Source organism: Paenibacillus sp. FSL M8-0212, assembly GCF_038004645.1.
In the GTDB taxonomy this organism is placed as follows: Bacteria; Bacillota; Bacilli; order Paenibacillales; family Paenibacillaceae; genus Paenibacillus.
The window spans coordinates 6,204,650-6,229,134 of sequence record NZ_JBBORP010000001.1 but is presented as its reverse complement, the minus strand read 5'-3'; the positions used below and the strand labels follow the sequence as shown (position 1 = coordinate 6,229,134).

The following is a 24,485-nucleotide window of genomic DNA, read 5'->3' as shown; positions in this document are numbered from 1 at the left end:
GGGCTGTCTTCTTTTATAATAAATGAAAAAGAGCTTTGGGGGGAATGATTATGTTAACCATCGGATACATTGGTAATGGCAAAAGCACGAATCGATACCATCTTCCGTTTTCATTGAATCGGGATCATCTGAACGTAAAGACCATATACGCACGCAATCTGGATAAAACCGAGTGGGATCGTATACCTGACGTAAACTACACGGATGATGTCTCCACGTTGATGAATGATGAGGACATTCAATTGGTGGTGGTCTGCACACACACGGAGTCCCATTATTCATACGCGAAAATGGCACTTGATCACGGAAAACATGTGCTTGTGGAGAAACCGTTCATGTTAACACAGGCCGAGGCCATATCCATCTTCCAATACGCCAAAGAGAAAAATCTGGTGATCCAATGTTATCAGAACAGACGTTATGATTCGGACTTCCTTACAACGAAGAAAGTAATTGAATCAGGCAAGTTGGGGGATCTGTTGGAAGTAGAGATGCACTACGATTACTATCGCCCGGAAATTCCGAACAACACCTCCCATTTTTCCAAATATAACAGCTATCTATACGGGCATGGGGTGCATACCATCGACCAGGTGTTGTCCTACTTTGGCAAGCCGGATACCATCCATTCCGATGTGCGTCAACTGCTTGGTGAGGGAAGAATGAACGATTACTTTGACCTGGACTTTTATTATTCCACCCTCAAGGTATCCGTCAAATCAAGCTTTTTCCGCTTGAAGCCCCGTCCAAGCTTTGTGGTATATGGCAAGAAGGGGATGTTTGTGAAACAAACGGAGGATCGTCAGGAGGAACATCTGAAATTGTTTTATCTGCCAAAGGGACATGCTGATTTTGGCGTGGATCTCCCACAGCACTATGGCGTCTTGACCTTTCTGGATGATGAAGGAGTCTATCACGAGGAAAAAGTGGTTTCGGAGATTGGCGACTACGCCCGAGTGTATGACGATATCTATCAAGCCATTGTACATGGCAAGGATAAGGTCATCAAAGAGGAAGAAACGATTATCGCGATGGGGATTCTGGAACAAGGTATAGCCGCATGCAAATAAACAAATAAGCATTTGAGCTTACGAATATAGATCAGTTTCGAAGAAAAGGTAAGTAAAGATGAGCGACAAAAAGCCACCTTCTGGTGGCTTTTGTCATTCAATTTATTTCATTTTGAGTTTTGGAATGCATCTGGACTTGTGAGGTATTAAGTTAAATCTACAACCACTTTAACCGTTCCTTTGGCCTGAATGGCTGTATTAAAGGCTTCCTGGATATCATCCAGTTTGTATACCTGTGTTACAAGAGTAGATAATTCAGGATGGAAGTGGGTCAGATGTTCCACAACCTTACTGAAATCCTCGTGCGTGTATCCACTGGAACCTTTCACTTGCACTTCTTTGGACATCACCTGTTGCAGGCTGATGGGCACCTCGGTTTTATATACGGCAATAATGGAGATTCTGGCCTGCGGTTTGACAATCTTCATGATCTTCTCGAACAACACGGGAGCACCAGCCGCATCGATAAATACATCGACATTAGGCACCTCAACGCCGTATACATTAACGGTGCCGTAGTGTGCAGCCAGTCCCTCTTCAAGTGTAGTAGCCGAGGTATTCACGGTCAGAGCACCGAGTCCTGCAGCTTTGGCGAGACGCCATTCGTCGATATCGACAACACATACCTGTTTCATACCCTCAGCAATCAGACTTGCAGCAGCCAGCAGGCCAATCGGACCCGCACCCATGACGACAATCCGATCTTCAGGCTTCGGATCTGCACTGAAAGCCCCATGTCGTCCTACACTCATGGGTTCAATCAATGAGGCTACTTCTGCCGGAACACTTGGATCTATTACATATAAGTTATAATCAAGCTGGGCTTCTTCTACCAGAACGTACTGGGAGAATCCGGAGCATTCCAGCGATTTGCGTCGTCCGACTTTTTTGGCGGTAATGGGATTAATACCTACACGCATTCCGATGTGGATCTCCGAAGCAACGTCAGAGCCGATCTCAACAACTTCACCAACCATCTCATGTCCAAATTCAGAGCCCAGGCTGATGCCCATATCTCCTTGACCCACTTTAACAATATTAATATCGGTTCCGCAGATTCCACCGCGCAGATTTCGAACCAGAACATCGGTTGGACCGACAACCGGCATTGGTTTTTCTTCCACACGAATATCATTTTTACCATAATAAATAGCTGCTTTCATCATGATTCACTCCTTATGACTGATTATCATTCACTGCTTGAGCGACTGAGTACGTTTATCATGATGCAGCGATGTTTCCGTGTTGTTTGAATATTGTTTATGAGATATTAATTTAACAGATGGATAGATAGACGGTTTAAACAATTTTTTAACATCTGGACATTATAATGATGACATGCAGCACGAGAGGATGATTAGATGATCAAAATACTTGTGGTAGAGGACGATATTAAACTGAATCGTATTATCTGTACATATCTAACCAATAACGGTTATCACGCTATCGGATGTTTTAATCCGCGAGAGGCGTATGATTTGATGTATAACGACATGTACGATCTTCTGATTTCCGATGTCATGATGCCAGAGATCGACGGATTTGAGTTTGCAGAGACGGTGAGACAGATTAATAAAACCATTCCCATTCTTTTTGTTACAGCACGTGACGATATTTCCTCGAAACAAAAAGGGTATCAGGCTGGGATCGATGATTATATGGTCAAACCAGTGGATCTGGACGAGCTCGTCCTGCGTGTAGGTGCGCTGTTGCGGCGGGCCAATATTGCCCATGAGAAGAAGCTGAGTGTAGGAAGTCTGTTGATGGATGCAAATGATATGACAACAACGGTGAATGGAGAAGAAATTTCCGTAACGGTGCGAGAATTCAATATCCTTTACAAACTGCTTTCCTATCCCAAACATACCTTTTCCCGTGCACAGCTGATGGACGAGTTCTGGGGCATAGACAGTCAGACCAGCCTGCGTGCAGTGGACGTCTACATTGTGAAACTTCGGGACAAGTTCTCCGTGTGTGAGGATTTTAAAATCGTAACGGTTCATGGACTTGGCTACAAGGCCGTATTGCAATGAGCAAGACACAGATCCCGGACGTGCGAATTAAAAAGCCACTACTATCATGGAAAGAGTTTCTCGGTACGTATCTCTTGTTATCTACATTGACCGCAGGACAAGCTCTCATCTATAACGCCTATCTGCCCGTGGGTTATGTCCCATGGCCCTACATTTTCGGTATCTCGGGATACTGGGTCATCGTCAGTCTTATTTTTTGCCTGGTGACAGCAAGGCAGAAGTATAATGCCTTCGATAAGCCGATGCGCAAGCTCAGTGAGGCTGCGAAGCAGGTAGCGGAAGGTGATTTCTCCGTGTATCTGGAACCGATTCACCGAGCGGATAAGCAGAACTACGTGGATGTGATGTTTGAGGATTTTAATAAAATGGTAGAAGAACTGAACAGTATTGAAACGTTGAAAAATGATTTCATCTCCAATGTATCTCACGAGATTAAGACACCGTTATCGGTCATCCACGGGTATGCCATGGCGTTGCAACAGGATGATATACGTCCAGAGCTCCGAAAAGAGTACACAGAAACCATCATTTCTTCCACGAACAAACTCGCGACCCTCGTCGTTAATATCCTGAAGCTGAACAAATTGGAGAATCAGGAGATTACCCCTGTTGCCGAGCCTTATGATCTGTGCAGGCAGCTTGCCGAATGTGCTCTATATTTTGAACAGACATGGGAAGAAAAAGATATTGAATTCATGGTGGATATCGAAGATCGTGCAATCATTCATGCGGAAGAGAGCATGCTGGAGATCGTATGGCATAACCTCTTCTCCAATGCGCTCAAATTCACATCTCCCGGAGGAAAGATCACCCTCAAGCAGACGTCGGATGAAGACACCATTACAGTCATGGTATCCGACACAGGTTGTGGTATGAATGAAGAAACGATGAAACATATCTTCGATAAATTCTTTCAAGGGGACCCCTCCCATCACGGAGAAGGGAATGGCCTTGGCCTCGCTCTTTCCTTGCGTGTCATCGAGTTGGTAGGGGGTGTTATTTCAGTGGAGAGCAAACCGCAGAAGGGCACAACCTTCACCGTTAAGCTAAAAGTGGGAGAGTAACATATAGCCTAGTTACGTGAGCTTAAATAGCTAAGCCTGAATTCGAAACCATCGAATTCAGGCTTTTATTCATATTTCGTAAACATTTCATAAGCAACTTATAAACATTTGGCCGGTACGATAGGAACATCCAATGAGGGATATCAGGAAAACAATTGAGGAGTGATGCCAAGCATGAATGAGATGATCAGAACTGAACATAGCTTCGTCGGCTATGAATATAAAGACGTCATTGTGAAGCAAGATGTTGAATCATTGTATACGGACGGATATGCTCACTTTGGATGGATTCTGGAAGCTACTTCAACACCATTTCAAAACGTGGGTTCTGTCACGATGAAGTTTAAGCGGGATCGCAAGATTCGCAACAAAGCGGAGTTGATCCGCCTGCAAAGACAGTTCGAATCCTGTGTTACCGAGATAGCAACATTGGAACGATCCAAGATCATGGGAGCTTCTGCCGTTGCTTATTTTATCGGAATTGTCGGCACAGCATGTATGGCTGGTTCGGTGTTTGCATATCAGGCTAACATGCTGCCTCTTACCATTACTCTGGCGATCCCTGGTTTCGCAGGCTGGATTATTCCGTATTTCAGCTATAGCGGGCTTCGCAAGAAAAAGTCCGACAAGGTCACGCCGTACATTGACAAGAAATATGACGAAATATACGAGGTATGTGAAAAGGCGAATGGTCTGCTCGCCAAGTAGTATGAATATCTTATGAAAATGAAGACATACTTGAAGTCCATGTGGGTCCGTTATCTTGGAAATAAGCAAGACCGGACGGCCATGATTAACGCTGCATCCCTTGTTATCAATGCTTTGATCGGAATAGGTAAGTTAATTCTGGGGATATATCTCCTTTCCGGATGGTTCGTCACGAATGCTGTATATTATCTGATTCTGTGTGTAGCCAAAGGGCAGGTGCTTCAACAATATAAAGTTGCCAAAAGGATGGAGTCTCCCCAAGAAAGATATGCATTGGAGCTTACGGTCTATAAGCGCGGAGGTCTTTTCCTTTGCTTTCTGGGTGTATCCTATTTGATAGTCTGCCTGCGAATGTATCTGATCGGCGATGCCTTTATCTATAGCGGCATCATTGTGTATATCGTAGCTACAGTCGCTTTTACCAAGCTGGCTTTTGCTGTGTACGGTACTTGGGCTAACCGTCATCTCCATAATCCGATCATATCTACATTGAAAATGATTAACTTCACCGATGCTATGGTGTCCATCGTTGTGACACAAGCGACACTGCTTACCATGCAATCCTCACCGCTTGCATTAAAGACCAGCAGCTTGTTTGGCATGGGGTGCAGCGCTTTATTTTGTCTGATGGGAGTCTGGATGATGTTCCACAAGAAAAAGGAGTCCAATATGGAGCAGGGGAGTGCAACACACGAACAGTGAGATGAAAGAGGGGGGAATTAGCATGGAATGGTGTTATGTACTCCTGCTCAATATCATTTTGATTATGACCAAAATCATCGCAGAGCAGTTCACAAGTCGTTGAGGGGGAATTACCATGCAAGTCATGGACAACAGCTTTTTTAGAAACAACACTTCCAAAGTTAATAAAATTATCGCCACGATTCTATGGCTAACGCTGCTCGCTTTCTGCTTTTTCATCCGTAGTAAGCAGGTTGAACTTGCAGTTGTATTCTCGCTGTTTGTTGAGCTTTCCATTGCATCATTTTTGATGTATCGTAAGAAAAAAACGGTCATGATCATGGTTGTGCTGATGATCGCGATTCTGACTGCAACCACTCAATATATCCAATCTCCGGGAGCAGGCATGCTCATCGTGGTTGTGCTCTGCGTTATCTCACTTTATCTGAACCGTGTTTTATTGTATGGATTCGGTGCAATGTATAATATTGCTTATATCGTGATCTATTACGCGGACCATCAGCAATACGATACGACCTTTTACATGACCATTGGGTTCATTGAACTGACCATTGTTGCTCTGTATTTTGTATGTAAACGAGGAAGGGACTTGATTCAGGTCGCCCTCGACAAAGAAGCAGAAGCCAGAGATCTTGTGAAGGCACTCGATAATATGGTGAAGGTGATTCGGGAGAACACATCTACGTTAAATACCGATATTGCCAGTTGTAATGATGATATCCGTAATCTGAAGCAGATGAGCGACACTGTAACATTGAACATTCAGGAAGTGACCGAGGGCATTCGCGATCAATCAGGCAGCATTACACGTATCAGTGAGATGGTGAACACGGCAGATGCACAGATGGTGGAGATCAATCAGATATCACATCACCTTGCCCAAATCTCGTCCGATAACGGACAAGTTGTTCGTCAAAGTTCGGATCGAATTGTGCAAATGGGTAAGCAGATGAACATGATTAACGGAGCAGTAACCGATTCGATGACGACAGTCCAGGAATTGAACCAAAGTATGGATGATGTGAATACCTTCCTATCGGCCATTAACCAGATCTCGGATCAGACCCATCTCCTGGCATTGAATGCCAACATCGAAGCATCAAGAGCAGGGGAAGCTGGAGTTGGCTTTGCCGTCGTAGCTCATGAAGTCAAGAAGCTTGCACAGGAAAGCTCCGATACGGTCAAACAAATTAATGAGATCATTCATAATATCAAAAGAAAGACACAGCTCGTGGTGGAGAAGGCCGCCATAGGCAATGCTGCCGTAAAAGAAGGAGAAGCGATCACTGAACAGGTACTTGAGAGTTTCGACCACATCAGGTCCACATTCGAACATGTTGATCAATACATAGCTAAGGAATTGGGCATGACGGATCAGATGAGCCTGATCTTTACTCAAGTACGAACGCAAGTGGATCATATTTCCGATATTTCGCAAGAACATGCAGTCGCAATCGAAGGTGTACTGGCAACGACGCAAGAGCAGGAAAATAACATTGATGTTATCTACGAATTTATTAGCAGAATTAATCATTCAAGTCTGCGGTTGCAGGAACTCATTGGTAATCATAATAAGGAGTGATATCTATGGATCAACAACAACAACTGGCAATGGTACAACGTATGCGTCAAAATGTCGTCGGTACAGGTGCAGCTCTTCAACCCAGTTCCACGTATGCTGTCACAGTAAAAGAAGTCATGATTCCTACGACGAAAGGTGATACACGTGTACTTGTGTATACTCCGGATAGGGACCATTCCGCTCCTCTGCCAGTCTTCTTTAATATGCATGGGGGTGGTTTCATCTTGGGACAAGCAGAGATGGATGATCCATGGTGTCGTCTGATCGCTGATCGATCTGATTGTGTGGTCGTTAATATCGATTACAGTCTTGCACCAGAGCACAAGTTCCCAACGGCGGTCCATGAATGTTACGACGTTGTACAGTGGGTCCACGCCAACCCACAATCCTTCTGGGTTAACCCGTCTCTATTCGCTATTGGGGGGCATAGTGCTGGTGGTAATCTTGCTGCAGCAGTGTGTCTACTGAATCAGCAACGTGTTAGCGAGCTGCCAATTGTTCTGCAAATTATGGATTATGCCGTGTTGGATGTGGCTACAGATCCGGCCGAGAAACCGAGTTTTGCAGAAGCCATTCCAGCCGATATCGCCAGAACGTTCAATGCCATGTACCTTGATACGCCAGAAGATGCGCAAGACCCGTTGGCTTCACCTGTGCTCGCAACATCAGTAGAGGGACTTCCAGAAGCATTGATTATTACCGCGGAGAAAGATTCACTGGCCCAAGAAGCAAGAACATATGCAGCAAGGCTGGAAGCAAGCGGTGTGAAGGTGACACTTAAGGAGTACGAGGGAGCCGCTCATGGATTTACGCATTCTGGGGATCTCCAGATGGCTGAGGATGCCTGGTACCGAATGAGTGACAAGATCAGAGAAGCATTTTCCAAATAACGTGTATCAGAATGACGCTTAGTAGGAATCTGGTACCCTTGAAGTCGCCTAATGGCGGCTTTTTTCGTTCATTGGTGTAATTGCTTCAATGGCTTGGCGAAACCAAGCTTCTGAGCTTGCAGATGTGTTAATAAACTAGATTAGGAGCCTTATTGAGATTATAACGATATCGTTAAGGGTAAGAGTTGTTAAATTAGAGGAAATAATGACCAATACCAGGAGGTTTATTATGAACCAATATAACAGTCCATCCGATATCGCGATTCTTGGCATGGGGACGGCTCTACCTGCTCACCCCGTAGCGCAGTCAGATATTGCAGAATTAATCGCTTCTTCTCTTCAGGATCGGCCAGATTTGGCCCGTTTTGCCAAGCGAATATTCAAGTCCTGTGGTGTTGAAACACGATATACCGTGGAACCGAGCTATCTGGGTTCACTGGAAGAATGCCGTTATCTGCCCTCTGGTGAGCGATCAGACATCCCGACAACCGAAGAACGAATGAATACATACAAGCGAGAGGCGCTTCCACTCGGGATTGAGGCGGCAGAGAAAGCCCTGGAAGATTCAGGCGTATCTCCAAAGAGCATCACACATATCATCACGGTAAGCTGCACCGGTCAGTATCTGCCGGGTCTTGATGTTATGCTCATTCGTCATTTGGGTTTGTCTGCCCGAGTTAATCGACTGCCGCTGATCTTTCAGGGTTGTGCCGCAGGGTTGAAAGCCATTCAGATGGCACGAGATGTCGTGCAGGGAGCTCCCGGATCACAGGTCCTTGTGGTCAGTGTAGAGTTATGCACCATTCATTTTCAGCCCGTACAAGATCGGGAAGCGCTGTTTGCAGCTTCATTCTTCGGAGACGCTGCTTCTTCTTGTGTAGTGGGTACACCAGAATCTCAGCACAAGAATGTTTTGAGTCTGGGAACGGGTTATTCTGTGCTTCTTCCGGATTCGACTGAAGATATGACCTGGGAGGTGGGGAATCTGGGGTATGATTTGTATCTATCCCCACGCATTCCGAAGCTGTTAGGTGTTCATCTGGAAGAGGAACTGCGTCTCTTATTGCAAAGTGAACAGCTTCCTGAACTATGGGCCATTCATCCGGGAGGACGTGGGATTGTGGACTCTGTGCAGAATGTAATGAAGCTGCGAGACGAGCAAACGAAGTATAGCAGGGATGTCCTCAGAACGTATGGTAACTTATCTTCCAATACCATTCTGTTTGTACTGAACGCGATGCGTGAGGACATGAAGGCACAGGGTCAATCCTCTACGGATGGTGTAGCCATGGCATTTGGACCGGGACTCACCGCAGAGTTGATGAAATTCACTTATGTACCCTCATTATCTTCAGTGATGGAGGAGCATGATCATGTCCTTTTTTAGAACATTGTCCATTCGAGCCAAGGAAGATGAACTGATGGATGACTTCTCTCTGGGAGGGGAGGAGCTGCGTGAAGCGCTTAGACATCTGAGACGTCTTAACAAAATATTTGCAGCACCTGGCCCAACTCTGGCTGGTGTAGAGAAGTTATGGAACTCTGTCGGCAGGCCGGATAAGCTGACTCTGCTGGATGTGGGGGCAGGTTCAGGAGATGTGAACCAGAAACTACTGCAATGGGCAGATCGTCAGGGTGTTCAGCTGGAAATTACGTTGGTTGATCTGACGGAAGAAGCATGTGAGGAAGCGAGACAACTATTTCGTGACGAACCCCGAGTTCGGGTACAGCGTGCCGATCTTACACAACTGCCGGATGCTTCCGCAGATATCGTGACAGGCTCCCAGTTTGTACATCATTTTGACGGAGATCAGCTGGTCGATATGGTTTCTCATATGCTAAGAGCATCCAGATACGGTGTCGTTATTAATGATATTCACCGCCACCCCGTATCCTATAAGGCGGTCTGGATTACTACACGGATGATCTCGCGCAATCGTTATATTCGTCATGATGGGCCTCTTTCCGTAGCCAAAGGTTTTACAGGGAGGGATTGGAAGGAACTTAAACAACGGCTCAATCATGATACGATGACCTATGAATGGAAGCCCTTATTCCGTTATTCTGTTGTAATTCCCACGAAAGGCAGGTGATCTTACGTGTCGAAATCGATAGATGTGATTGTCATCGGAGCCGGAATTGCCGGCAGTACATGTGCAATGCAACTGGCAGGAAAAGGACATCGGACCCTTTTGCTGGATCGCCAGGAGTTCCCGCGGCACAAAACCTGCGGTGAGTTCATGTCACCCGAAACCAAGGAGATGTTAGAGGTTCTGGACATTCACCTTCTGGACCATTCGAAGAAACCCAGCACCATGGATCATGCCAAAATCGTAATGCCACAAGGCGGAGTGATCGAAGCACCGCTGCCGGGATTCGCATATGGCATAAGTCGATATGAGCTGGACCAGATTTTGCATCAGAAGGCTCAGGAGGCCGGAGCTCAGATTGTGACCAAAGCGACGATAACGAGCATTGAGCAGCTTGAAGATGCCAGTTATGAGGTTCAGGTGAAACAGGGAGATGAGCAGATCAGCTACAGAGCCAAAGCCGTCATCGGAGCACATGGGACCAAGAAACCGCGTGGGATGGCTTCCGCACCTGATCTGCGGGATCAAACCGTATATGTTGGTATTAAATCCCACTTCAGCGGTATCCAGATTCCAGCACGGGTAGAGTTATATTTTTGCGAGAGAGGTTATGTGGGGATTTCCCCTATTGAGGACGGCAATGTGAATGTCGCTGCATTGTTGACACTGGATACCGTCCAGGGAAGTGGCAAGTCTGTCAACGATATTTTACAGGCGGCATCCCTGACAAACGTGAGTTTGGCAGCCCGTTTAGCCGAAGGAAAACCTGTAGATGGAACGCAAGTGTCGATTGCGCCGCTGCATCTATCCAATGTTCCTGAACCATGGTCCCAATATCCGCATATTGGGGATGCCATGCTGATGATACCGCCTTTATGTGGAGACGGGATGTCCATTGCCCTTCGCTCCTCACTCCTGTGTGCAAGGTGGACTGACAAGTACCTGCAAGGCGACATTGAACATGCCGATTGGCAGAGTAATTACACGCTGGAAGCAAGCCGGGAATTCACCCAATTGCTCAGACGCGCAAGGAGAATTCAAAAGCTGGCTTTTGCCAGAACCAATAAATTCTATCCTGGTCTGGCTCGGATGATTCCCGGTCTAGCCGCTTATGTTGTGAAGGCCACACGGTTATCCGAGATGAACGCAGCGCGCTAACAGGCTGAAATTTTGCTCAATACTTATGTGGAAGAGGTTGCTGACGGCGGCCTCTTTTTTGGTGTATAAACATTAATTTTGTGGAGACAGTTTGGAAATTCGGGAAATGCTCGTATAATAGAATCTAATGTAATGATAGAGAGTTAATTCAGATGAAATGTCGGGAGGCACTATTTAAGATGAACTATTCATTTTCCAATCGTATCGCAGCACTGCAACCATCCATTATTCGTGAGATTCTGAAGGCTTCTTCGGGGCAAAATGTGATTCCATTCTCCGCGGGAAATCCTGCTCCGGAAACCTTTCCTATTGAGGCGATTCGCACATTCACTCAATCCATTCTGGAGCATGACCCGATCACAGCTCTGCAATATGGGATTACGGAAGGATATGTTCCCCTCAGGGAAGCATTGACTCAACATTTGAAGACAGGTTTTGATACCGGTAAACCATCCGATCAATTGTTCATCGTATCTGGAGCGCAGCAGGGGATTGAGCTTGCCTGTAAAGTATTCTGTAATGAAGGGGATACAATCATCTGTGAGAGCCCGAGCTTTATCGGTTCTCTGAACTCCTTCCGGGCATCCGGTGCAAAGCTTGCTGGCGTTCCGATGGAGATGGACGGTATGGATATCGAGAAGCTGGAACAGGCGCTGCAAACGGAGCCTAATGTGAAACTGATCTACGTGATCCCGAGTTTTCAGAATCCGACTGGTGTAACGACAAGTCTTGCGAAACGTAAGGCCATATACGAGCTGGCCAAGAAGTATGGCGTTATGATTTTGGAAGATAACCCGTACGGAGAGCTTCGATTCAATGGAGACGATGTGCCAACGATCAAGTCTATGGATGATGAGGGTCTGGTCATCTATGTTGGATCATTCTCCAAAATTTTGTCGGCTGGACTGCGCGTTGGTTTTGTACAAGCGCCACATGAAGTTGTGGAGAAAATGGTTGTCGCGAAACAGGGAGAAGACGTACATACGGCTATGCTTCCACAGATTCTGGCATACAAGTTCATGACAGAGTATGACTACGCAGGGCATATTAACAGCATTCGTGAGGTATATCGGAGAAAGGCAACATTGATGATGGACAAGCTGCAAGAGCATATGGGTGAGTCCATTACCTATACCCAACCGGATGGTGGGTTGTTCCTCTGGTGTGATCTGCCAGCACATGTGCCAATGCTTGATTATGCCAAGACAGCGGCAGCTCAAGGGGTTGCGGTTGTACCGGGAAATGCATTCCTGGTGAACGAACAAGACCCTTGTAATGCCATTAGGCTTAATTTCTCAACTCCGTCAGACGAACAGATTGTCAAGGGCGTAGAGATTTTGGGGCAGGTATTAAAAGGTTATAACGCTTAAAAATGCTTCAATGTGATATATCTACGAAAAGCCGCCAATTGGCGGCTTTTTTGGGCTTTTTCTCGTCCTTAATTATCGATTAATGCACTTAATTCTGCCTGAAATACCTTTTGATTCTTCTGATTGAATGTACTCAGCAGCACCGTAACAATCCCATTTCCTTTTCGTCTGGGAGTCAGTCCAATGACTTCTGCAATGACATGAAGTTCATCATCCGGAAAGACAGGTTTCAGGAATTGAATGTTATTCATTCCGGTACCTGCCACGACATGCTCTCCATAGACCCCGACCTCAATCCATAATTTAAAGGAGATATTCATTGTTTGCATGCCAGAAGCAATTAAACTGCCGAATCGGCCTTGCTTGGCCTTTTCCTCATCCAAATGCATGTACTGTGGATCATAGATTGTGGCAAACTCAATAATATCGCTTTTGGATAATGCCAAGGATTTTGTTTCGTAGCGCTGACCTATTACATATTCACTAAATCTCATGAAGGCACCTCGGTTTCTTTAATATGTTTTTTCGTAGTTGATGGTTTGTTAAGAGACATGACTGGACTGACGTGTTAAAATGCTAGTGAACTATCCCGTGTGTATTGCTGTGTTACTGCCATAATGAACTAAACAGATGAAACTGTCTTTGAGGAGTATATATGATGACAACGATTAAAGATGTAGCCAAGATGGCGGGTGTGGCCAGTTCGACCGTATCTTGCGTACTCAACGATAAAGGGAATGTAAGTGAGCCGACAAGACTCCGAGTACTTGAGGCAGCGAGTCAACTCAATTACGTTAGGCATGGTCCTGCATCGGAATTAAAACGAAATAGTACACAAACCATTGGTGTTATTGTCCATGACATGTCCAGTCCATACTTCTCGGATTTGGTGAATGGAATAGAAACCGTCGTCATGAGTCATGGATATGATATGATCGTATGTAGTTCGTTGGGTGGAGAGAAGTCGACAGCCCATCGCTACATTCGAGAAAGAAGAATTGACGGAGCTATTGTTATCGCTCAGAATATTCAAGATCAGTTGCTTATTGAAGCATCTGAAGCAGGATTTCCTATTGTTGTCATGGATCGGGATCTGGATGCTCAACATATTGTAAAGGTTTTGATGAGTGATACGCAAGGTGGTTACTTGGCTACCCGTTATCTGATCGATAAAGGACATCGGACAATAGCTTATATTAGTGGCCCGTCACAATCGGAATGTAATCTCCATCGTTATCAAGGTTATTTGAAAGCCTTAAAGGAGGCAGGCATCGAAGAGAACCCCGAATGGAAAATTGGCGGACAATACATGAAGCAAGATGGCTACATTGCAGCCAAGAAACTGCTTGAAGGAGAGTTGCCATCCGCTGTATTTTTTGCAAATGATGAAATGGCCATCGGCGGCTTGGAAGCCTTCAGGGAGCATGATATCTCAATACCTGAGCAGTTATCCGTAATTGGCTTTGACAATATACCTGCATCTCAGTACATGAATCCACCTCTAACCACATTTCGTCAGCCGAAGAGGGATGCAGGCCAGCTTGCAGGTCATGTTCTCTTCCAACTGCTGAACGGAGAGATCGTAGAGACGTTATATACACTGGACATCCAATGCGTGGAACGTGATTCTGTTCGGCTCCTCAACCTGAGTTGAGGAGTTTTTTTTGCATTCTATAGAATTTTAAATACTTAAAAAGAAAGGAGAGTAGCCATTTATGCATAATATAAAGACGAGGAGTATTTTTTGTTGGAAATAAATGGAGGTTGATACGATGGGCGTACCCACTTTTTTGGAGACAGGCCATATGCAAGAAGGTTTTCCCATTCGGGTAATTCATACAGGAAATCAGTTCAATTATGCTGCACACTGGCATGATGAGGTTGAACTGGTTCTCGTCAATGGAAAGAGCGCCAGAATTGGCGTGAACGACCACGTGTGTGAGTTGGAAAAAGGGGATGTGCTGTTGATCAAACCAGGGGATGTTCACTGCTTCTTGCCGGGAACCGAACATTTGACCATTATTTTGTTCCGACTCGAATTGTTAACGGGAAGTTTCACAACCGAAGCCGAAATTCAGGATCTCGGACAACTTTTCAACAAAACAACAGTTATTCCCTCGAATACGGGAAGTCAGAGCAATCTGACTCAATATATAGATGACATCATTACCGAGAAGAAAAATCAGAAGCCGGGATACCGATGGTTAATGGTATCCAGGTTGTATGATCTCATCATACTTTTATTACGTACCAAAGTACCGGTTACCACCGATGAATCTTCATCTTCAGGATGGGCATGTACTTCTTCCAAAAAATTTGAATTCCTTGAATCGGTCTGTGAATACCTGGAGGAGCACTATGCTGAGCCCATTAAGCTGGAACAGGTGGCGGAACATATTAAATTCAGCAAGTTCCATGTCTGCAAACTGTTCAAAGAGATCAAGGGAGTAACACTGATGGAATACTTGAATCATTTTCGAATTATCAAATCCGAGTGGGCTTTATTGTTCCGTCAGGATACGATTCTAGAGATTGCGATCGGACATGGATTTAACAATGTTAACTCCTATAATCGTCTTTTCAAGAAATATAATGACTGCACGCCCTCCGAATTTCGTAAGAAACATCGTACAAATATCACAAAATATGGAGGGTAATGCACAATATTTGTGGAGAAAGCCCTCTCCAAAATCAATATACTCTAATAAATTGTAAGCGTTTCCTTTTTGAAGGAGGGGGCCTATGAAGAAGTGGTTTAAGCCAACTATTGTATTTGTATGTGCAGCGATGTTGTTAGCTGGTTGTCAGTTCAGTCCATCGAATCAAACCAAACAACAGGAGATTACCGTGTGGAGTTTTACAGATGAAGCAGGGTACGCCATCGAGAAATTCGAACAGAAATATCCTGACATCAAAGTGAACTTTGTCAACATCCCCGGTAATTTCTATATCACCAAGCTGAAATCTGCGCTACAGACAACCTCGAAGGCTCCAGATGTATTTATGATTGAAAATGCGAATATTCGAGAGCTGATTGACGTTCCATATCTGGAGAATTTATCCGCTTCGCCGTATAACGCCAATGAACTTATCGAGGAACAATATGCTTTTGTTCAGGCCAATGAACAGGACAGTGAAGGAAATGTCAGAGCGATAGGTTATCAGGGAACACCAGGGGGCATCTACTATCGTCGGGATTTGGCGAAGAAATATCTGGGCACCGATGATCCTGAGCAGGTGGGTTCACAGATCGATACATGGGAGAAGATCTTCGAGATTGGAGAGAAGGTACAGCAACTTAGCGGGAATAAAGTACATGCATTGGCGAATTGGAACGCTATTTCGAATTCATATGATGGTATACCTTGGGTGAAGGACGGCAAACTTGTTATCGATCCAACTTACTTGGAAGTGCTCGATCTTGTACGTGAAGCACGTGAGCGGAATGTACTTGCCGAGTATGAAGATGGAAGTGCCGGTTACGCTGCATCCATGCAAAAAGGAGAGGTCATGTTTTATCCCGGGGCAACCTGGGCACTGCAATACACGTTCAAGGCAAACGCCCCGGATACCGAAGGCATGTGGGGCTTGGCTCAGGGACCGTCAGCGTTTAGTGCAGGCGGAACGTATATAGCGATGTATAGTAAAAGTGACAAAAAAGATCTCGCCTGGAAGTTTATCGAGTTCTATAACTTTAACCACGACTTTCTGTCGGAGTTAGCAAAAGAGCAGGATTATTTCACCAGCAACATGGTTGTGAATGATGAACTTGCCCCGTCTCTCTCATCGTCTTATTTGGGAGGACAGAAGCATTTCGAGTTTTTCTCGGAGGCTGCAAAACGGGTACCTGTATACGAACGCACCAAATATGATGCCACGATTAACAATGATATCTACAAGATTGTACTCCAGTTATATCTCAACAAGGACATTCAGACCAAGGAAGAAGTCGTAAAGCGAATCAAACGTGATGTCACTTTGAGATTTCCGGAGCTGGAAGTGGATTAGCTTAGGACGTGTCTCAAAACTCGCTGAAGTGCATCTTTTACCGCCTTTTCGCCCCCTGCTGTGTCACTTTCCCTTGACGTGCCCCGGCACGCCTGCGGAAAACTTCCTTGCTTGGAACGAAAATTCGGCAAAATCTGCTTCCTTCGGAGTTTTCAGACACGCCCTAGAAGTAAGCGATTGAACATACACATCCGATGATAACTGGGGGGATAGAACATGTTTGCCAAAACGATTCGCAAGGACCATTACGGCTACTACTTCATTGCTCCGTTTTTTATTATTTTCACCACTTTTGGGCTGTATCCCATTTTATATTCCCTCTACATCAGTTTCACCAACTTTGATGGGATCACGACACCTGATTTTGTAGGGATCGGTAACTACGTTGCCGTATTACAAGATCCGTTGTTCTACAAAACCTTGTTTAATACGTTATTCATCTGGGGCGTATCTGTAGTTCCACAGCTCACAATCTCACTTGTGTTGGCTTTTATCTTGAATGATAAGCTGCTCAAAGGACGGGACTTTTTCAGAGCCGTATACTTTTTTCCCAACATCGTGACGGCTGCATCACTTGGACTACTTGTCAGCTTGATTTTTGACTGGCAGTCTGGCGGACTGAATCATTTTTTGGTGCAGACCGGCATAATACAAGATCCAATTAACTGGAAAAACGATCCCTGGTTTATGCGCCTGATTGTATCATCCATTTTGTTTTTTCAATACTTTGGCTATTCCATGGTCATCTACTTAGCTGGTCTTCAGGGCATTGACCCTTCTCTGCTGGAGGCTGCCCAGATGGATGGCGCGAAAAAGAAACATATTTTCATTCATATTATCGTGCCGATGCTCCGTCCAATTATTCTGTTTCAGATGATTACATCCATTATTGGGGGCATCCAGATATTCGATCAGCCATTTACACTGACCAATGGAAATGGCGGTCCTGACCGGGCAGCCATGACCAGTATTATGTATCTCTATAATGTAGCATTTCAGAGCACGCGTTTTGGTTACGGCGCTGCCATAGCATTTTGCCTGTTCATCATTATCATATTGTTGTCTGTTGCATCCTTCATCATGACCAAGCGCAAGAGCCGTTCATAGGGAGGGGAGTTCTTCATGCAAACTGCGAAATCAATGGAACAACCAAATGCAGCGATTCAGCATTATGCCAGCACAAGGCGACTGACGGTTGGCAAGATCATCATCTATTTGTTACTGGTCGGTCTAGCCGTGCTTTGTATTATTCCATTCTATCTGATGCTCATCTATTCAACACATAATAATGCAACGATTGCTTCGACGTTTACATTTCTCCCGGGCTCATTCTTGGTTGATAACTATATGAACATGGTATCCAAAATCAACATATGGCGTGGGTTTGCCAACAGCATATTTATTGCCGGAACATCAACCGTATTATCTCTGTATATTGGGGCCTTAACTGCGTATGGATTTGCCAAATTTAAATTCAAAGGACGAAACGGGTTGTTCCTGTTTCTGTTAGCAACCATGATGGTACCGGGTCAACTGGCTCTTATTGGTGTATATCGACTATTCAGCATGATGGGCCTTCTGGATAGTTATGCCGCCATTATTTTGCCTGCTGCGGCTAACGCGTTTAATGTATTTTTTATCAAGCAGTTCATGGAGAGCAGCATCCCGGATGAGATTATTGAATCTGCAAGGGTGGACAGTGCTGGTGAGTTCCGCACGTTTAATCAGATTGTACTGCCTATTCTGGGGCCAGCGATTGCTGCCCTTGGCATATTCACATTTATCGGATCATGGAATAATTTCCTGACACCGCTTGTGCTATTTTTCTCCCTGGATAAATATCCGCTTCCGGTATTGGTTGCGCTAGTGCAGGGGTACTATGGGATGGATTATGGGCTCTTGTATTTGGGTGTAGCGATCTCAATCCTGCCTATTATCATTGTATTCTCTATATTTTCCAAACAGATTATTGGGAGTGTTGCTTTGGGTGCTGTGAAAGGATAGTGATAAATAGAAAATAGGGAATTTCAAAGAGCAAGATCAACGAATTCATAGGAATGAATAGCGCAGGGTCGCCCGAGAGGGAGGCCCTTTTTGCTATTCTATATTTTGCGTATATATCCCATCTGATAAGTAAAGGATACCTTTAACTGAGAATATCTGGACGGAGCGTTTACGGAAAGGGGAGGCGTCATGGACACATCAGCGATAACACAACAGGACCTGCCATTAACCGGACAACTTGTTATTGATCAAGAAATGTTACGCTCCGTTTTTGCGGGTTGCTCGGACGTTGTATTTCATACATTCCAAACCGCGTGTCTTACATCAGCGTTATGCGTATATTGTGTTGGTGTATGTGATACGGAGCGGCTGGAACGACAGGTACTAACACCCCTTCAGGAAACGGGGATCGAAGCTGCGCAAGTTCCCCTAGCTTCTGTTAAGCAAGTTGAAACGACTACTCAGGCAGTACAGGCCATATTTGAGGGGGAGGCCCTGTTACTGCTGGACGGTTCAATAGGCGGAACAACATACCCTTTATACCAAGCTGCAAATCGTTCAACAGAAGAACCGTTAGCTGAATCGACCGTGCGTGGTGCACGGGATGGGTTCACAGAGTCGTTGACCATGAATATGTCTTTACTGCGCAAACGTCTCAAGACACCTGCATTGAAGATTCATACACGTAACATGGGAGATCGTACAAACACCAGTATTTCACTTGTATACATGGAGGGGATTATTGACCCCAAACTTGTTAAGGAAGTGGAGACACGACTTGCCGATTTAAAACTCCGAGACGTACTGGAGAGTCAGTACATTGAAGAAGGCATTGTTGATCAGCGATATTCACCATTTCCACAGATGATTGCGACAGAGCGCCCGGATGTCGTCGTATCCAACTTGCTGGAAGGTCGTTTTGCTATTCTCGTTGACGGAACGCCATTTACCCTTATCGCGCCAGTGACCATTTTTTCCATGTTACAATCCCCCGAAGATTATTATCAAAATGTGTTCATGAGTGTTTTTGTACGCTGGCTGCGATACATCTTTTTTGTTTTATCAATGCTGCTTCCATCGGCTTATGTAGCGATTACGACGTTTCATCAGGAGATGATTCCTACCGTATTGCTTCTCAGTATTGCTCGGGCGAGAGAAGAGATCCCTTTTCCAGCACTGGTGGAAGCGCTCATTATGGAAATTGCCTTTGAAGCATTGCGTGAGGCTGGCGTCCGATTGCCCAAGCAGGTCGGATCAGCGGTCAGTATCGTGGGCGCCTTAATTATTGGGCAAGCGGCGACGAGTGCCGGAATTGTCTCAGCCCCCATGATTATCATTGTCGCGATTACCGGTATCGCTTCTTTCATGATCCCTCGCTATGCTGCCAGCATCGCGACCCGTCTACTACGTTTTCCCATGATGTTTCTTGCGGGAACGCTGGGACTCACGGGTGTCATGCTGGGAGTCATCTTGGTTGTCATTCATCTAAGCAGTCTTCGTTCATTTGGAACACCTTATCTCTCACCGGTAGCACCTACGATGGCTAAGGAACTTAAGGATGTATGGTGGCGTCCATCCCCAAGGAACAAACCACACTAGAACAATCTACATTCAAGCAAACAAGGGAGCGGGATTACATATGTTGACTGACAAAGGGAAAATATCGGTGACTCAATTGGCATTTATGGTCTTTCCCGCCATTCTCGCGACGGCTATCCTGTCTGTGCCTGGAATTACAATGCACTATGCAGGACATGACATGTGGATGACTCCAATTATAGGTTCTATTGTTGGATTGGCTGCCATTGGTATTTCCGTTGGACTTGATCGTCTGTACCCTGGAAAAACGCTCATTCAATCCAGTGTATTGATTATTGGTCGGATTCCTGGCAAGTTATTCGGTCTGATATATATTGCTTTCTTGCCCCACCTGACGGGCTTGATTATTCGGGAATACGGTGAATTCATTGTCAATAATGCACTTCCGCGTACACCTTTGTTTGTTGTGATGGGTACGATGGTTGTTGTATGTGCGATTAATGTCAGACTCGGGATTGAAGTTGTCGGACGAACCGCTCAGGTGTTTGTTACCCTGCTGATCGTTCTGCTGGCTTTGATCTTTATATTGTTGATTGGTGAACTGAATCCTGCCGAGCTGTTTCCTTTTATGGAGAAGGGTCCAATTCCCATTATAACGGGGGCGGCTGCACCTGCTGCATGGTTTAGTGAATATATCGTGTTGGCTTTTCTGCTACCTTATGTGAATGAAAAAAAACGAATAACCCGGGTCATGCTGGGTTCCCTTGTGTTTACAACAACTGCAATGACAGTTACCAATCTGTTTTGCCTGTTTTTAATTGGTGATTTGACGGATACATTTGTATTTCCGGTCATGATCGCAGCAAGATACATAACCATTGCGGACTTTTTGCAACATATCGAATCCCTTATTATTGCCATCTGGATTTTCGGTATTTTCGTTAAAATCTCCGTTTTTCTATATATCTTTGCTACATCAACCGCGGAATGGTTTGGTTTGCGGGACTACAAACCTGTGGTTGGTCCACTTTCGTTCCTGTGCATGGTATTTGCTTACTGGGTTGTGTCGGGTGGATCCGGTATTTCTAGTTTGGTTAGCGCTTCAGCCAACTTGTATACGATCAGCATTTTATTAATCCTTCCGGCTATGATCTACGGTGTCGCATGGCTGAAAAAAGGGTGGGCACATTTTCGGAAGAATCGAGCGAACACCTGATTGATGGGGGAGGAGCACTTGCGAATATATAGAGTACTACTAATGCCAATATTGTGTTGTGTGCTTTTAAGTGGATGCTGGGATCGTATCGAGATTAACGATTTGGCTATCGTGCTGGCTACAGGGATAGATTATGAAGATGGCAAAGTACAATTGACTTCACAGATTTTCATTCCGCGAAAGGCGAGTGCAGGAGATAGCAGTGGGAGTGGAGGCAGTCCAAGCGGGGTTACAATGATTCGAACAGCGGAAGGACGTACAATTGCGGAGGCATTGAATCGGTTACAACGTAAAGTTCCCCGCAATATGTTCTGGGGCCACTGCGAAGTCATAATCATTAGTGAGCAAGCCGGCAAACGTGGTATTCGCGAGTACATCGATTTCTTCCTGCGTTACCCTCAGTTCAGGGAGCATGCATATGTCTTTTCCAGCGAAAAGGCTGCGAAAGATATCCTTGCATTACTTGATCCACTGGAGCGAAGTTCTGCTGAATCGTTGCGTGAGATGGCCAATTTGAAGTTAGGTACACGTGTTACTGCCCTTGAACTGGCTAAATCTATTGAAGGTCCGAGCAGTTCCGCCATTTTGTCTCGCATGTTAATCTTACCCCCGGAGCCCGATCAGGATAAACTGACAACTACGCCATATGTGAAAGGTCTGAGTATGTATAAGAAGGATCGTTATGTCAAGACGGTCAAAGAACCACTAAGCGTAGGTGTATTACTACTTGCAAAAGAACTGAACAACATTATCATGCCTGTTGAGTTTGAGCCGTTAAAGGGTTCTTTCTCGATAAGACTCATTGAAAATAAAACCTCCTTGAAGCCGCGAATCGTAAACCAACAGTGGAGTATGAAGGTCGATATCCAGACCAGGGGAGAAGTGGTATTAAATACGACAGATGCCAATCTGACTGATCCTGCTGTATTAACTAAACTGGAAAAGGAATGGTCGGCTAAGCTCACATCTTTGGCTCATGATGCTTTAGATATGTCCCAGAAAGAGCTGCGCTCCGACTTCTTCAAATTCGCAGTTGAATTCCGCAGATATTATCCGAATCAATGGAAAGCGCAGGAGAAGAACTGGGAAGCCATCTATCCTGATTTGGACGTGCAAGTCAACGTAGATGCGCATGTAGTACGTACCGGAAAATCAACAGGACCACAGGGGATACCTAATGAGGACGAAAGTTGAACAGAATCGGCTCCTGTACAAGCCTGAGAAGAGAGGTGATTGCATGAAACTAGGCTCAATCCTTGGTATTTTGATGCTGGCGACTGCGATAGTGTATGGAGAGTGGAAGAGTAGCAAAGAGAAGCGAGCCAGAATATTGATCGCGGGAATTACTGCTGTGGCGGCAGTAATTGGGATTATTCTTCTCTTTCAGCCCCGTTTGCCTGGTCCTACCCAGTTTGTGAAGCTTGTATTTGGAAGTGTGGATAAATTTATGAAGTGAGATGATGGGAAAAAGAAGGGCCAAGCTCTGAGTACCAGACGCGTGGTCCTTCTTTTATTAAGTGAACTGCATCCAGTCAGAATTTTACTCTTTGATTACAGAAGCATTCACGGCATCTTCCATTTTCGTATTGTAGGAACGGAACAGACCCAGACGCCAGAATGCGGCTCCTTTGAGGTCATAACGTTTGGCGAGACCGAGCTTGTCATCTACAGAGGAGGGCGTTTCACTGCTTAGACTGATACCGAGCAGAAGCTTGCTCTTTGGGACACCGGCCTGTATGGCTAATTGAATCGCCTGATCTACAAGACTATTTGGCTCAGGTACCTGAGATTTGGTGCCAACCGGATTATACTGATAGGCCATAATAATAAGATCATCTGCAATAGAGGCAAGTGTCTTGTAATCATAACCTTTATAAGCACTATTTAGCGGCGGTACTGCCAGAGATAAAGCTGTGTCCTGGGGCAAGGAACTCTTTAGTTGCTTCACGTAAACATTGAGCAGCTTCTGTTGTTCTACCGCATCCAGCTTAAAGCCCAGTCCTTCAAAGTCAAGAACAACTCCGCCAAAACCATGCTCTGCGACAGCAGCAGTTATGCCTTCAATCGATTTAAGCCGCAGACTGCTGTCGCTCAGAACTTTGGTCAGTTCGCCGTTTCCATCCAAGGCATATACCATGAGCTGTGGTTGGATATTTTGATCTGCTGCGTCAGCAACAATGGACTGAGGTGTAATATCACCCGCAGCAGCAGGGAGACGGTATTCATCTCCTTGGAGCGTGAACTGACCTTCACGATCAATGCGGCTCCAGCCAAAGGCTACGGAATTCATGGAAGTAATAAGGTCCTTTTCTTGAAAGGATTGCAATGCATAGAAGGCTCTCAGGTGCATCTCGCGTTGTGGGGAGACAAGGGAGACCGTCTTGGTGGCCTGATTCCAGCTTACTTGTATACCGAATTGGTTACTGAACGAACTTAGTGGGATAAGTACGCGCCCCTCCCGTTGAACGGGTGCTGCAGCAAGTGTAACTTTTTTTCCATTTACGGTCGCTATGGTACTGCCAACTTGTAATAGTACCTCGGTAGTTTGTCCTTTCACAGTGTTCGTCGCTTTAACAGTCTGTGATTTGCTGTTCCAGGTAATATCAATACCTAGGGCTTCCCCGACTGTCCGGAACGGAACGTAAGTAACACCTTTATCAATACGTGGAGCTGCATCAAATTTCAGGGGCACATCATCCAATTGAACTGAGATGGCCGGGGCAGCATAGGCTCCACCGAGATTGGAAGTACTTCCAAGGATAGAGAGAGCAATTACAGTAACCGCGGCGATTTTTCCTACACGTTTAATAAGCATCGTATGTCTCCTCCAACTTTGTACATAATAATAGAATCATGTTTTATAACAATATCTAGTAACCTAGCATATGTATCATAACAAAATTTTCATATCGTTCCAATATAAGAGTCTGGAATATAGTCACATATACCATATTGCTGTTTGATAGATTCTTCCCGAGCATAGTGAAATTAAATTAAACTCTGTTGAGCGAATGATAAGAAGTCCAAACACAATAGTACGTTACGAATATA

General features: G+C 45.2%; 23 protein-coding genes. 20 read left to right on the top strand and 3 right to left on the bottom strand.

Annotated features, from left to right (window positions below):
* Positions 1-50: 50 nt before the first annotated feature.
* A complete protein-coding gene (locus MKX68_RS27205; RefSeq protein WP_340914835.1) occupies positions 51-1,070 on the top strand; it encodes a Gfo/Idh/MocA family oxidoreductase in 1,020 nt (339 codons plus the stop codon).
* A 146-nt stretch (positions 1,071-1,216) separates the two neighbouring features.
* Here the strand turns inward: MKX68_RS27205 and MKX68_RS27200 are convergent, their stop codons facing one another.
* Positions 1,217-2,233: a zinc-dependent alcohol dehydrogenase gene (locus MKX68_RS27200; protein ID WP_340914834.1), complete on the bottom strand. Its 1,017-nt coding sequence runs from the start codon at positions 2,231-2,233 to the stop codon at positions 1,217-1,219.
* A 198-nt stretch (positions 2,234-2,431) separates the two neighbouring features.
* Between MKX68_RS27200 and MKX68_RS27195 the strand changes: the two genes are divergently transcribed.
* The 10 genes from MKX68_RS27195 (at position 2,432) to MKX68_RS27150 (ending at position 12,667) form a co-directional block, all read left to right on the top strand.
* Positions 2,432-3,103, top strand: coding sequence for a response regulator transcription factor (locus tag MKX68_RS27195; protein ID WP_338594556.1), 672 nt, complete (start codon positions 2,432-2,434; stop codon positions 3,101-3,103).
* A complete protein-coding gene (locus tag MKX68_RS27190) occupies positions 3,100-4,167 on the top strand; it encodes a HAMP domain-containing sensor histidine kinase (protein WP_340914831.1) in 1,068 nt (355 codons plus the stop codon). Before MKX68_RS27195 ends, MKX68_RS27190 begins: the two co-directional genes overlap by 4 nt.
* Positions 4,168-4,341: 174 nt before the next feature.
* Entirely contained in the window at positions 4,342-4,875 is a 534-nt protein-coding gene (locus MKX68_RS27185) for a hypothetical protein (RefSeq protein ID WP_340914830.1), read from the top strand.
* Between the two features lie 12 nt (positions 4,876-4,887).
* Positions 4,888-5,577: a hypothetical protein gene (locus MKX68_RS27180; protein ID WP_339784007.1), complete on the top strand. Its 690-nt coding sequence runs from the start codon at positions 4,888-4,890 to the stop codon at positions 5,575-5,577.
* A gap of 115 nt (positions 5,578-5,692) precedes the next feature.
* Positions 5,693-7,159: a methyl-accepting chemotaxis protein gene (locus tag MKX68_RS27175; RefSeq protein ID WP_340914827.1), complete on the top strand. Its 1,467-nt coding sequence runs from the start codon at positions 5,693-5,695 to the stop codon at positions 7,157-7,159.
* Between the two features lie 5 nt (positions 7,160-7,164).
* Positions 7,165-8,049, top strand: coding sequence for an alpha/beta hydrolase (locus MKX68_RS27170; RefSeq protein ID WP_340914825.1), 885 nt, complete (start codon positions 7,165-7,167; stop codon positions 8,047-8,049).
* Positions 8,050-8,278: 229 nt separating this feature from the next.
* On the top strand, positions 8,279-9,436 hold the full coding sequence (locus tag MKX68_RS27165; protein ID WP_338594562.1) for a type III polyketide synthase: 1,158 nt from the start codon (positions 8,279-8,281) through the stop codon (positions 9,434-9,436).
* Positions 9,423-10,142 carry a methyltransferase domain-containing protein gene (locus MKX68_RS27160; protein ID WP_047842870.1) on the top strand — a complete coding sequence of 240 codons (720 nt, stop codon included), beginning with the start codon at positions 9,423-9,425 and terminating at the stop codon, positions 10,140-10,142. The genes MKX68_RS27165 and MKX68_RS27160 overlap by 14 nt, the downstream gene beginning before the upstream one ends.
* Before the next feature lie 6 nt (positions 10,143-10,148).
* A complete protein-coding gene (locus MKX68_RS27155; RefSeq protein ID WP_340914821.1) occupies positions 10,149-11,297 on the top strand; it encodes an NAD(P)/FAD-dependent oxidoreductase in 1,149 nt (382 codons plus the stop codon).
* Positions 11,298-11,476: 179 nt separating this feature from the next.
* A complete protein-coding gene (locus MKX68_RS27150) occupies positions 11,477-12,667 on the top strand; it encodes an aminotransferase-like domain-containing protein (protein WP_340914819.1) in 1,191 nt (396 codons plus the stop codon).
* A 68-nt stretch (positions 12,668-12,735) separates the two neighbouring features.
* Here the strand turns inward: MKX68_RS27150 and MKX68_RS27145 are convergent, their stop codons facing one another.
* On the bottom strand, positions 12,736-13,161 hold the full coding sequence (locus MKX68_RS27145; RefSeq protein WP_340914817.1) for a MaoC family dehydratase: 426 nt from the start codon (positions 13,159-13,161) through the stop codon (positions 12,736-12,738).
* Between the two features lie 164 nt (positions 13,162-13,325).
* Here MKX68_RS27145 and MKX68_RS27140 point away from each other — a divergent pair, with 164 nt between their 5' ends.
* The 9 genes from MKX68_RS27140 (at position 13,326) to MKX68_RS27100 (ending at position 22,890) form a co-directional block, all read left to right on the top strand.
* Positions 13,326-14,321, top strand: a complete 996-nt coding sequence (locus MKX68_RS27140; protein ID WP_340914815.1) for a LacI family DNA-binding transcriptional regulator — start codon at positions 13,326-13,328, stop codon at positions 14,319-14,321.
* Between the two features lie 118 nt (positions 14,322-14,439).
* Positions 14,440-15,324 (top strand): AraC family transcriptional regulator, encoded by an 885-nt coding sequence (locus MKX68_RS27135; protein ID WP_017688600.1) that lies wholly within the window; start codon positions 14,440-14,442, stop codon positions 15,322-15,324.
* 85 nt (positions 15,325-15,409) lie between these two features.
* Positions 15,410-16,675 carry an ABC transporter substrate-binding protein gene (locus tag MKX68_RS27130; RefSeq protein WP_340914813.1) on the top strand — a complete coding sequence of 422 codons (1,266 nt, stop codon included), beginning with the start codon at positions 15,410-15,412 and terminating at the stop codon, positions 16,673-16,675.
* A gap of 216 nt (positions 16,676-16,891) precedes the next feature.
* A complete protein-coding gene (locus MKX68_RS27125; RefSeq protein ID WP_036608160.1) occupies positions 16,892-17,782 on the top strand; it encodes a carbohydrate ABC transporter permease in 891 nt (296 codons plus the stop codon).
* A gap of 15 nt (positions 17,783-17,797) precedes the next feature.
* Positions 17,798-18,679 carry a carbohydrate ABC transporter permease gene (locus MKX68_RS27120; RefSeq protein ID WP_340914811.1) on the top strand — a complete coding sequence of 294 codons (882 nt, stop codon included), beginning with the start codon at positions 17,798-17,800 and terminating at the stop codon, positions 18,677-18,679.
* A 189-nt stretch (positions 18,680-18,868) separates the two neighbouring features.
* The gene (locus MKX68_RS27115; protein WP_340914809.1) at positions 18,869-20,278 is read left to right on the top strand and encodes a spore germination protein; all 1,410 of its coding nucleotides are present in this window, start codon (positions 18,869-18,871) and stop codon (positions 20,276-20,278) included.
* Between the two features lie 40 nt (positions 20,279-20,318).
* Positions 20,319-21,434 carry a GerAB/ArcD/ProY family transporter gene (locus tag MKX68_RS27110; protein ID WP_338594574.1) on the top strand — a complete coding sequence of 372 codons (1,116 nt, stop codon included), beginning with the start codon at positions 20,319-20,321 and terminating at the stop codon, positions 21,432-21,434.
* 42 nt (positions 21,435-21,476) lie between these two features.
* On the top strand, positions 21,477-22,628 hold the full coding sequence (locus MKX68_RS27105) for a Ger(x)C family spore germination protein (RefSeq protein ID WP_340914807.1): 1,152 nt from the start codon (positions 21,477-21,479) through the stop codon (positions 22,626-22,628).
* Positions 22,629-22,671: 43 nt separating this feature from the next.
* A complete protein-coding gene (locus MKX68_RS27100; RefSeq protein WP_340914806.1) occupies positions 22,672-22,890 on the top strand; it encodes a hypothetical protein in 219 nt (72 codons plus the stop codon).
* 84 nt (positions 22,891-22,974) lie between these two features.
* Here MKX68_RS27100 and MKX68_RS27095 read toward each other — a convergent pair whose 3' ends face one another.
* Entirely contained in the window at positions 22,975-24,249 is a 1,275-nt protein-coding gene (locus MKX68_RS27095; protein WP_340914805.1) for a stalk domain-containing protein, read from the bottom strand.
* Between the last annotated feature and the right edge of the window lie 236 nt (positions 24,250-24,485).

Excerpts from the sequence above, each read along its gene's own strand:
- MKX68_RS27205 (WP_340914835.1), top strand. The coding sequence starts at position 51 with ATGTTAACCATCGGATACATTGGTAATGGCAAAAGCACGAATCGATAC.
- MKX68_RS27200 (WP_340914834.1), bottom strand. The coding sequence starts at position 2,233 with ATGAAAGCAGCTATTTATTATGGTAAAAATGATATTCGTGTGGAAGAA.
- MKX68_RS27195 (WP_338594556.1), top strand. The coding sequence starts at position 2,432 with ATGATCAAAATACTTGTGGTAGAGGACGATATTAAACTGAATCGTATT.
- MKX68_RS27190 (WP_340914831.1), top strand. The coding sequence starts at position 3,100 with ATGAGCAAGACACAGATCCCGGACGTGCGAATTAAAAAGCCACTACTA.
- MKX68_RS27185 (WP_340914830.1), top strand. The coding sequence starts at position 4,342 with ATGAATGAGATGATCAGAACTGAACATAGCTTCGTCGGCTATGAATAT.
- MKX68_RS27180 (WP_339784007.1), top strand. The coding sequence starts at position 4,888 with ATGAAAATGAAGACATACTTGAAGTCCATGTGGGTCCGTTATCTTGGA.
- MKX68_RS27175 (WP_340914827.1), top strand. The coding sequence starts at position 5,693 with ATGCAAGTCATGGACAACAGCTTTTTTAGAAACAACACTTCCAAAGTT.
- MKX68_RS27170 (WP_340914825.1), top strand. The coding sequence starts at position 7,165 with ATGGATCAACAACAACAACTGGCAATGGTACAACGTATGCGTCAAAAT.
- MKX68_RS27165 (WP_338594562.1), top strand. The coding sequence starts at position 8,279 with ATGAACCAATATAACAGTCCATCCGATATCGCGATTCTTGGCATGGGG.
- MKX68_RS27160 (WP_047842870.1), top strand. The coding sequence starts at position 9,423 with ATGTCCTTTTTTAGAACATTGTCCATTCGAGCCAAGGAAGATGAACTG.
- MKX68_RS27150 (WP_340914819.1), top strand. The coding sequence starts at position 11,477 with ATGAACTATTCATTTTCCAATCGTATCGCAGCACTGCAACCATCCATT.
- MKX68_RS27145 (WP_340914817.1), bottom strand. The coding sequence starts at position 13,161 with ATGAGATTTAGTGAATATGTAATAGGTCAGCGCTACGAAACAAAATCC.
- MKX68_RS27140 (WP_340914815.1), top strand. The coding sequence starts at position 13,326 with ATGACAACGATTAAAGATGTAGCCAAGATGGCGGGTGTGGCCAGTTCG.
- MKX68_RS27135 (WP_017688600.1), top strand. The coding sequence starts at position 14,440 with ATGGGCGTACCCACTTTTTTGGAGACAGGCCATATGCAAGAAGGTTTT.
- MKX68_RS27130 (WP_340914813.1), top strand. The coding sequence starts at position 15,410 with ATGAAGAAGTGGTTTAAGCCAACTATTGTATTTGTATGTGCAGCGATG.
- MKX68_RS27125 (WP_036608160.1), top strand. The coding sequence starts at position 16,892 with ATGTTTGCCAAAACGATTCGCAAGGACCATTACGGCTACTACTTCATT.
- MKX68_RS27120 (WP_340914811.1), top strand. The coding sequence starts at position 17,798 with ATGCAAACTGCGAAATCAATGGAACAACCAAATGCAGCGATTCAGCAT.
- MKX68_RS27115 (WP_340914809.1), top strand. The coding sequence starts at position 18,869 with ATGGACACATCAGCGATAACACAACAGGACCTGCCATTAACCGGACAA.
- MKX68_RS27110 (WP_338594574.1), top strand. The coding sequence starts at position 20,319 with ATGTTGACTGACAAAGGGAAAATATCGGTGACTCAATTGGCATTTATG.
- MKX68_RS27105 (WP_340914807.1), top strand. The coding sequence starts at position 21,477 with ATGCCAATATTGTGTTGTGTGCTTTTAAGTGGATGCTGGGATCGTATC.
- MKX68_RS27100 (WP_340914806.1), top strand. The coding sequence starts at position 22,672 with ATGAAACTAGGCTCAATCCTTGGTATTTTGATGCTGGCGACTGCGATA.
- MKX68_RS27095 (WP_340914805.1), bottom strand. The coding sequence starts at position 24,249 with ATGCTTATTAAACGTGTAGGAAAAATCGCCGCGGTTACTGTAATTGCT.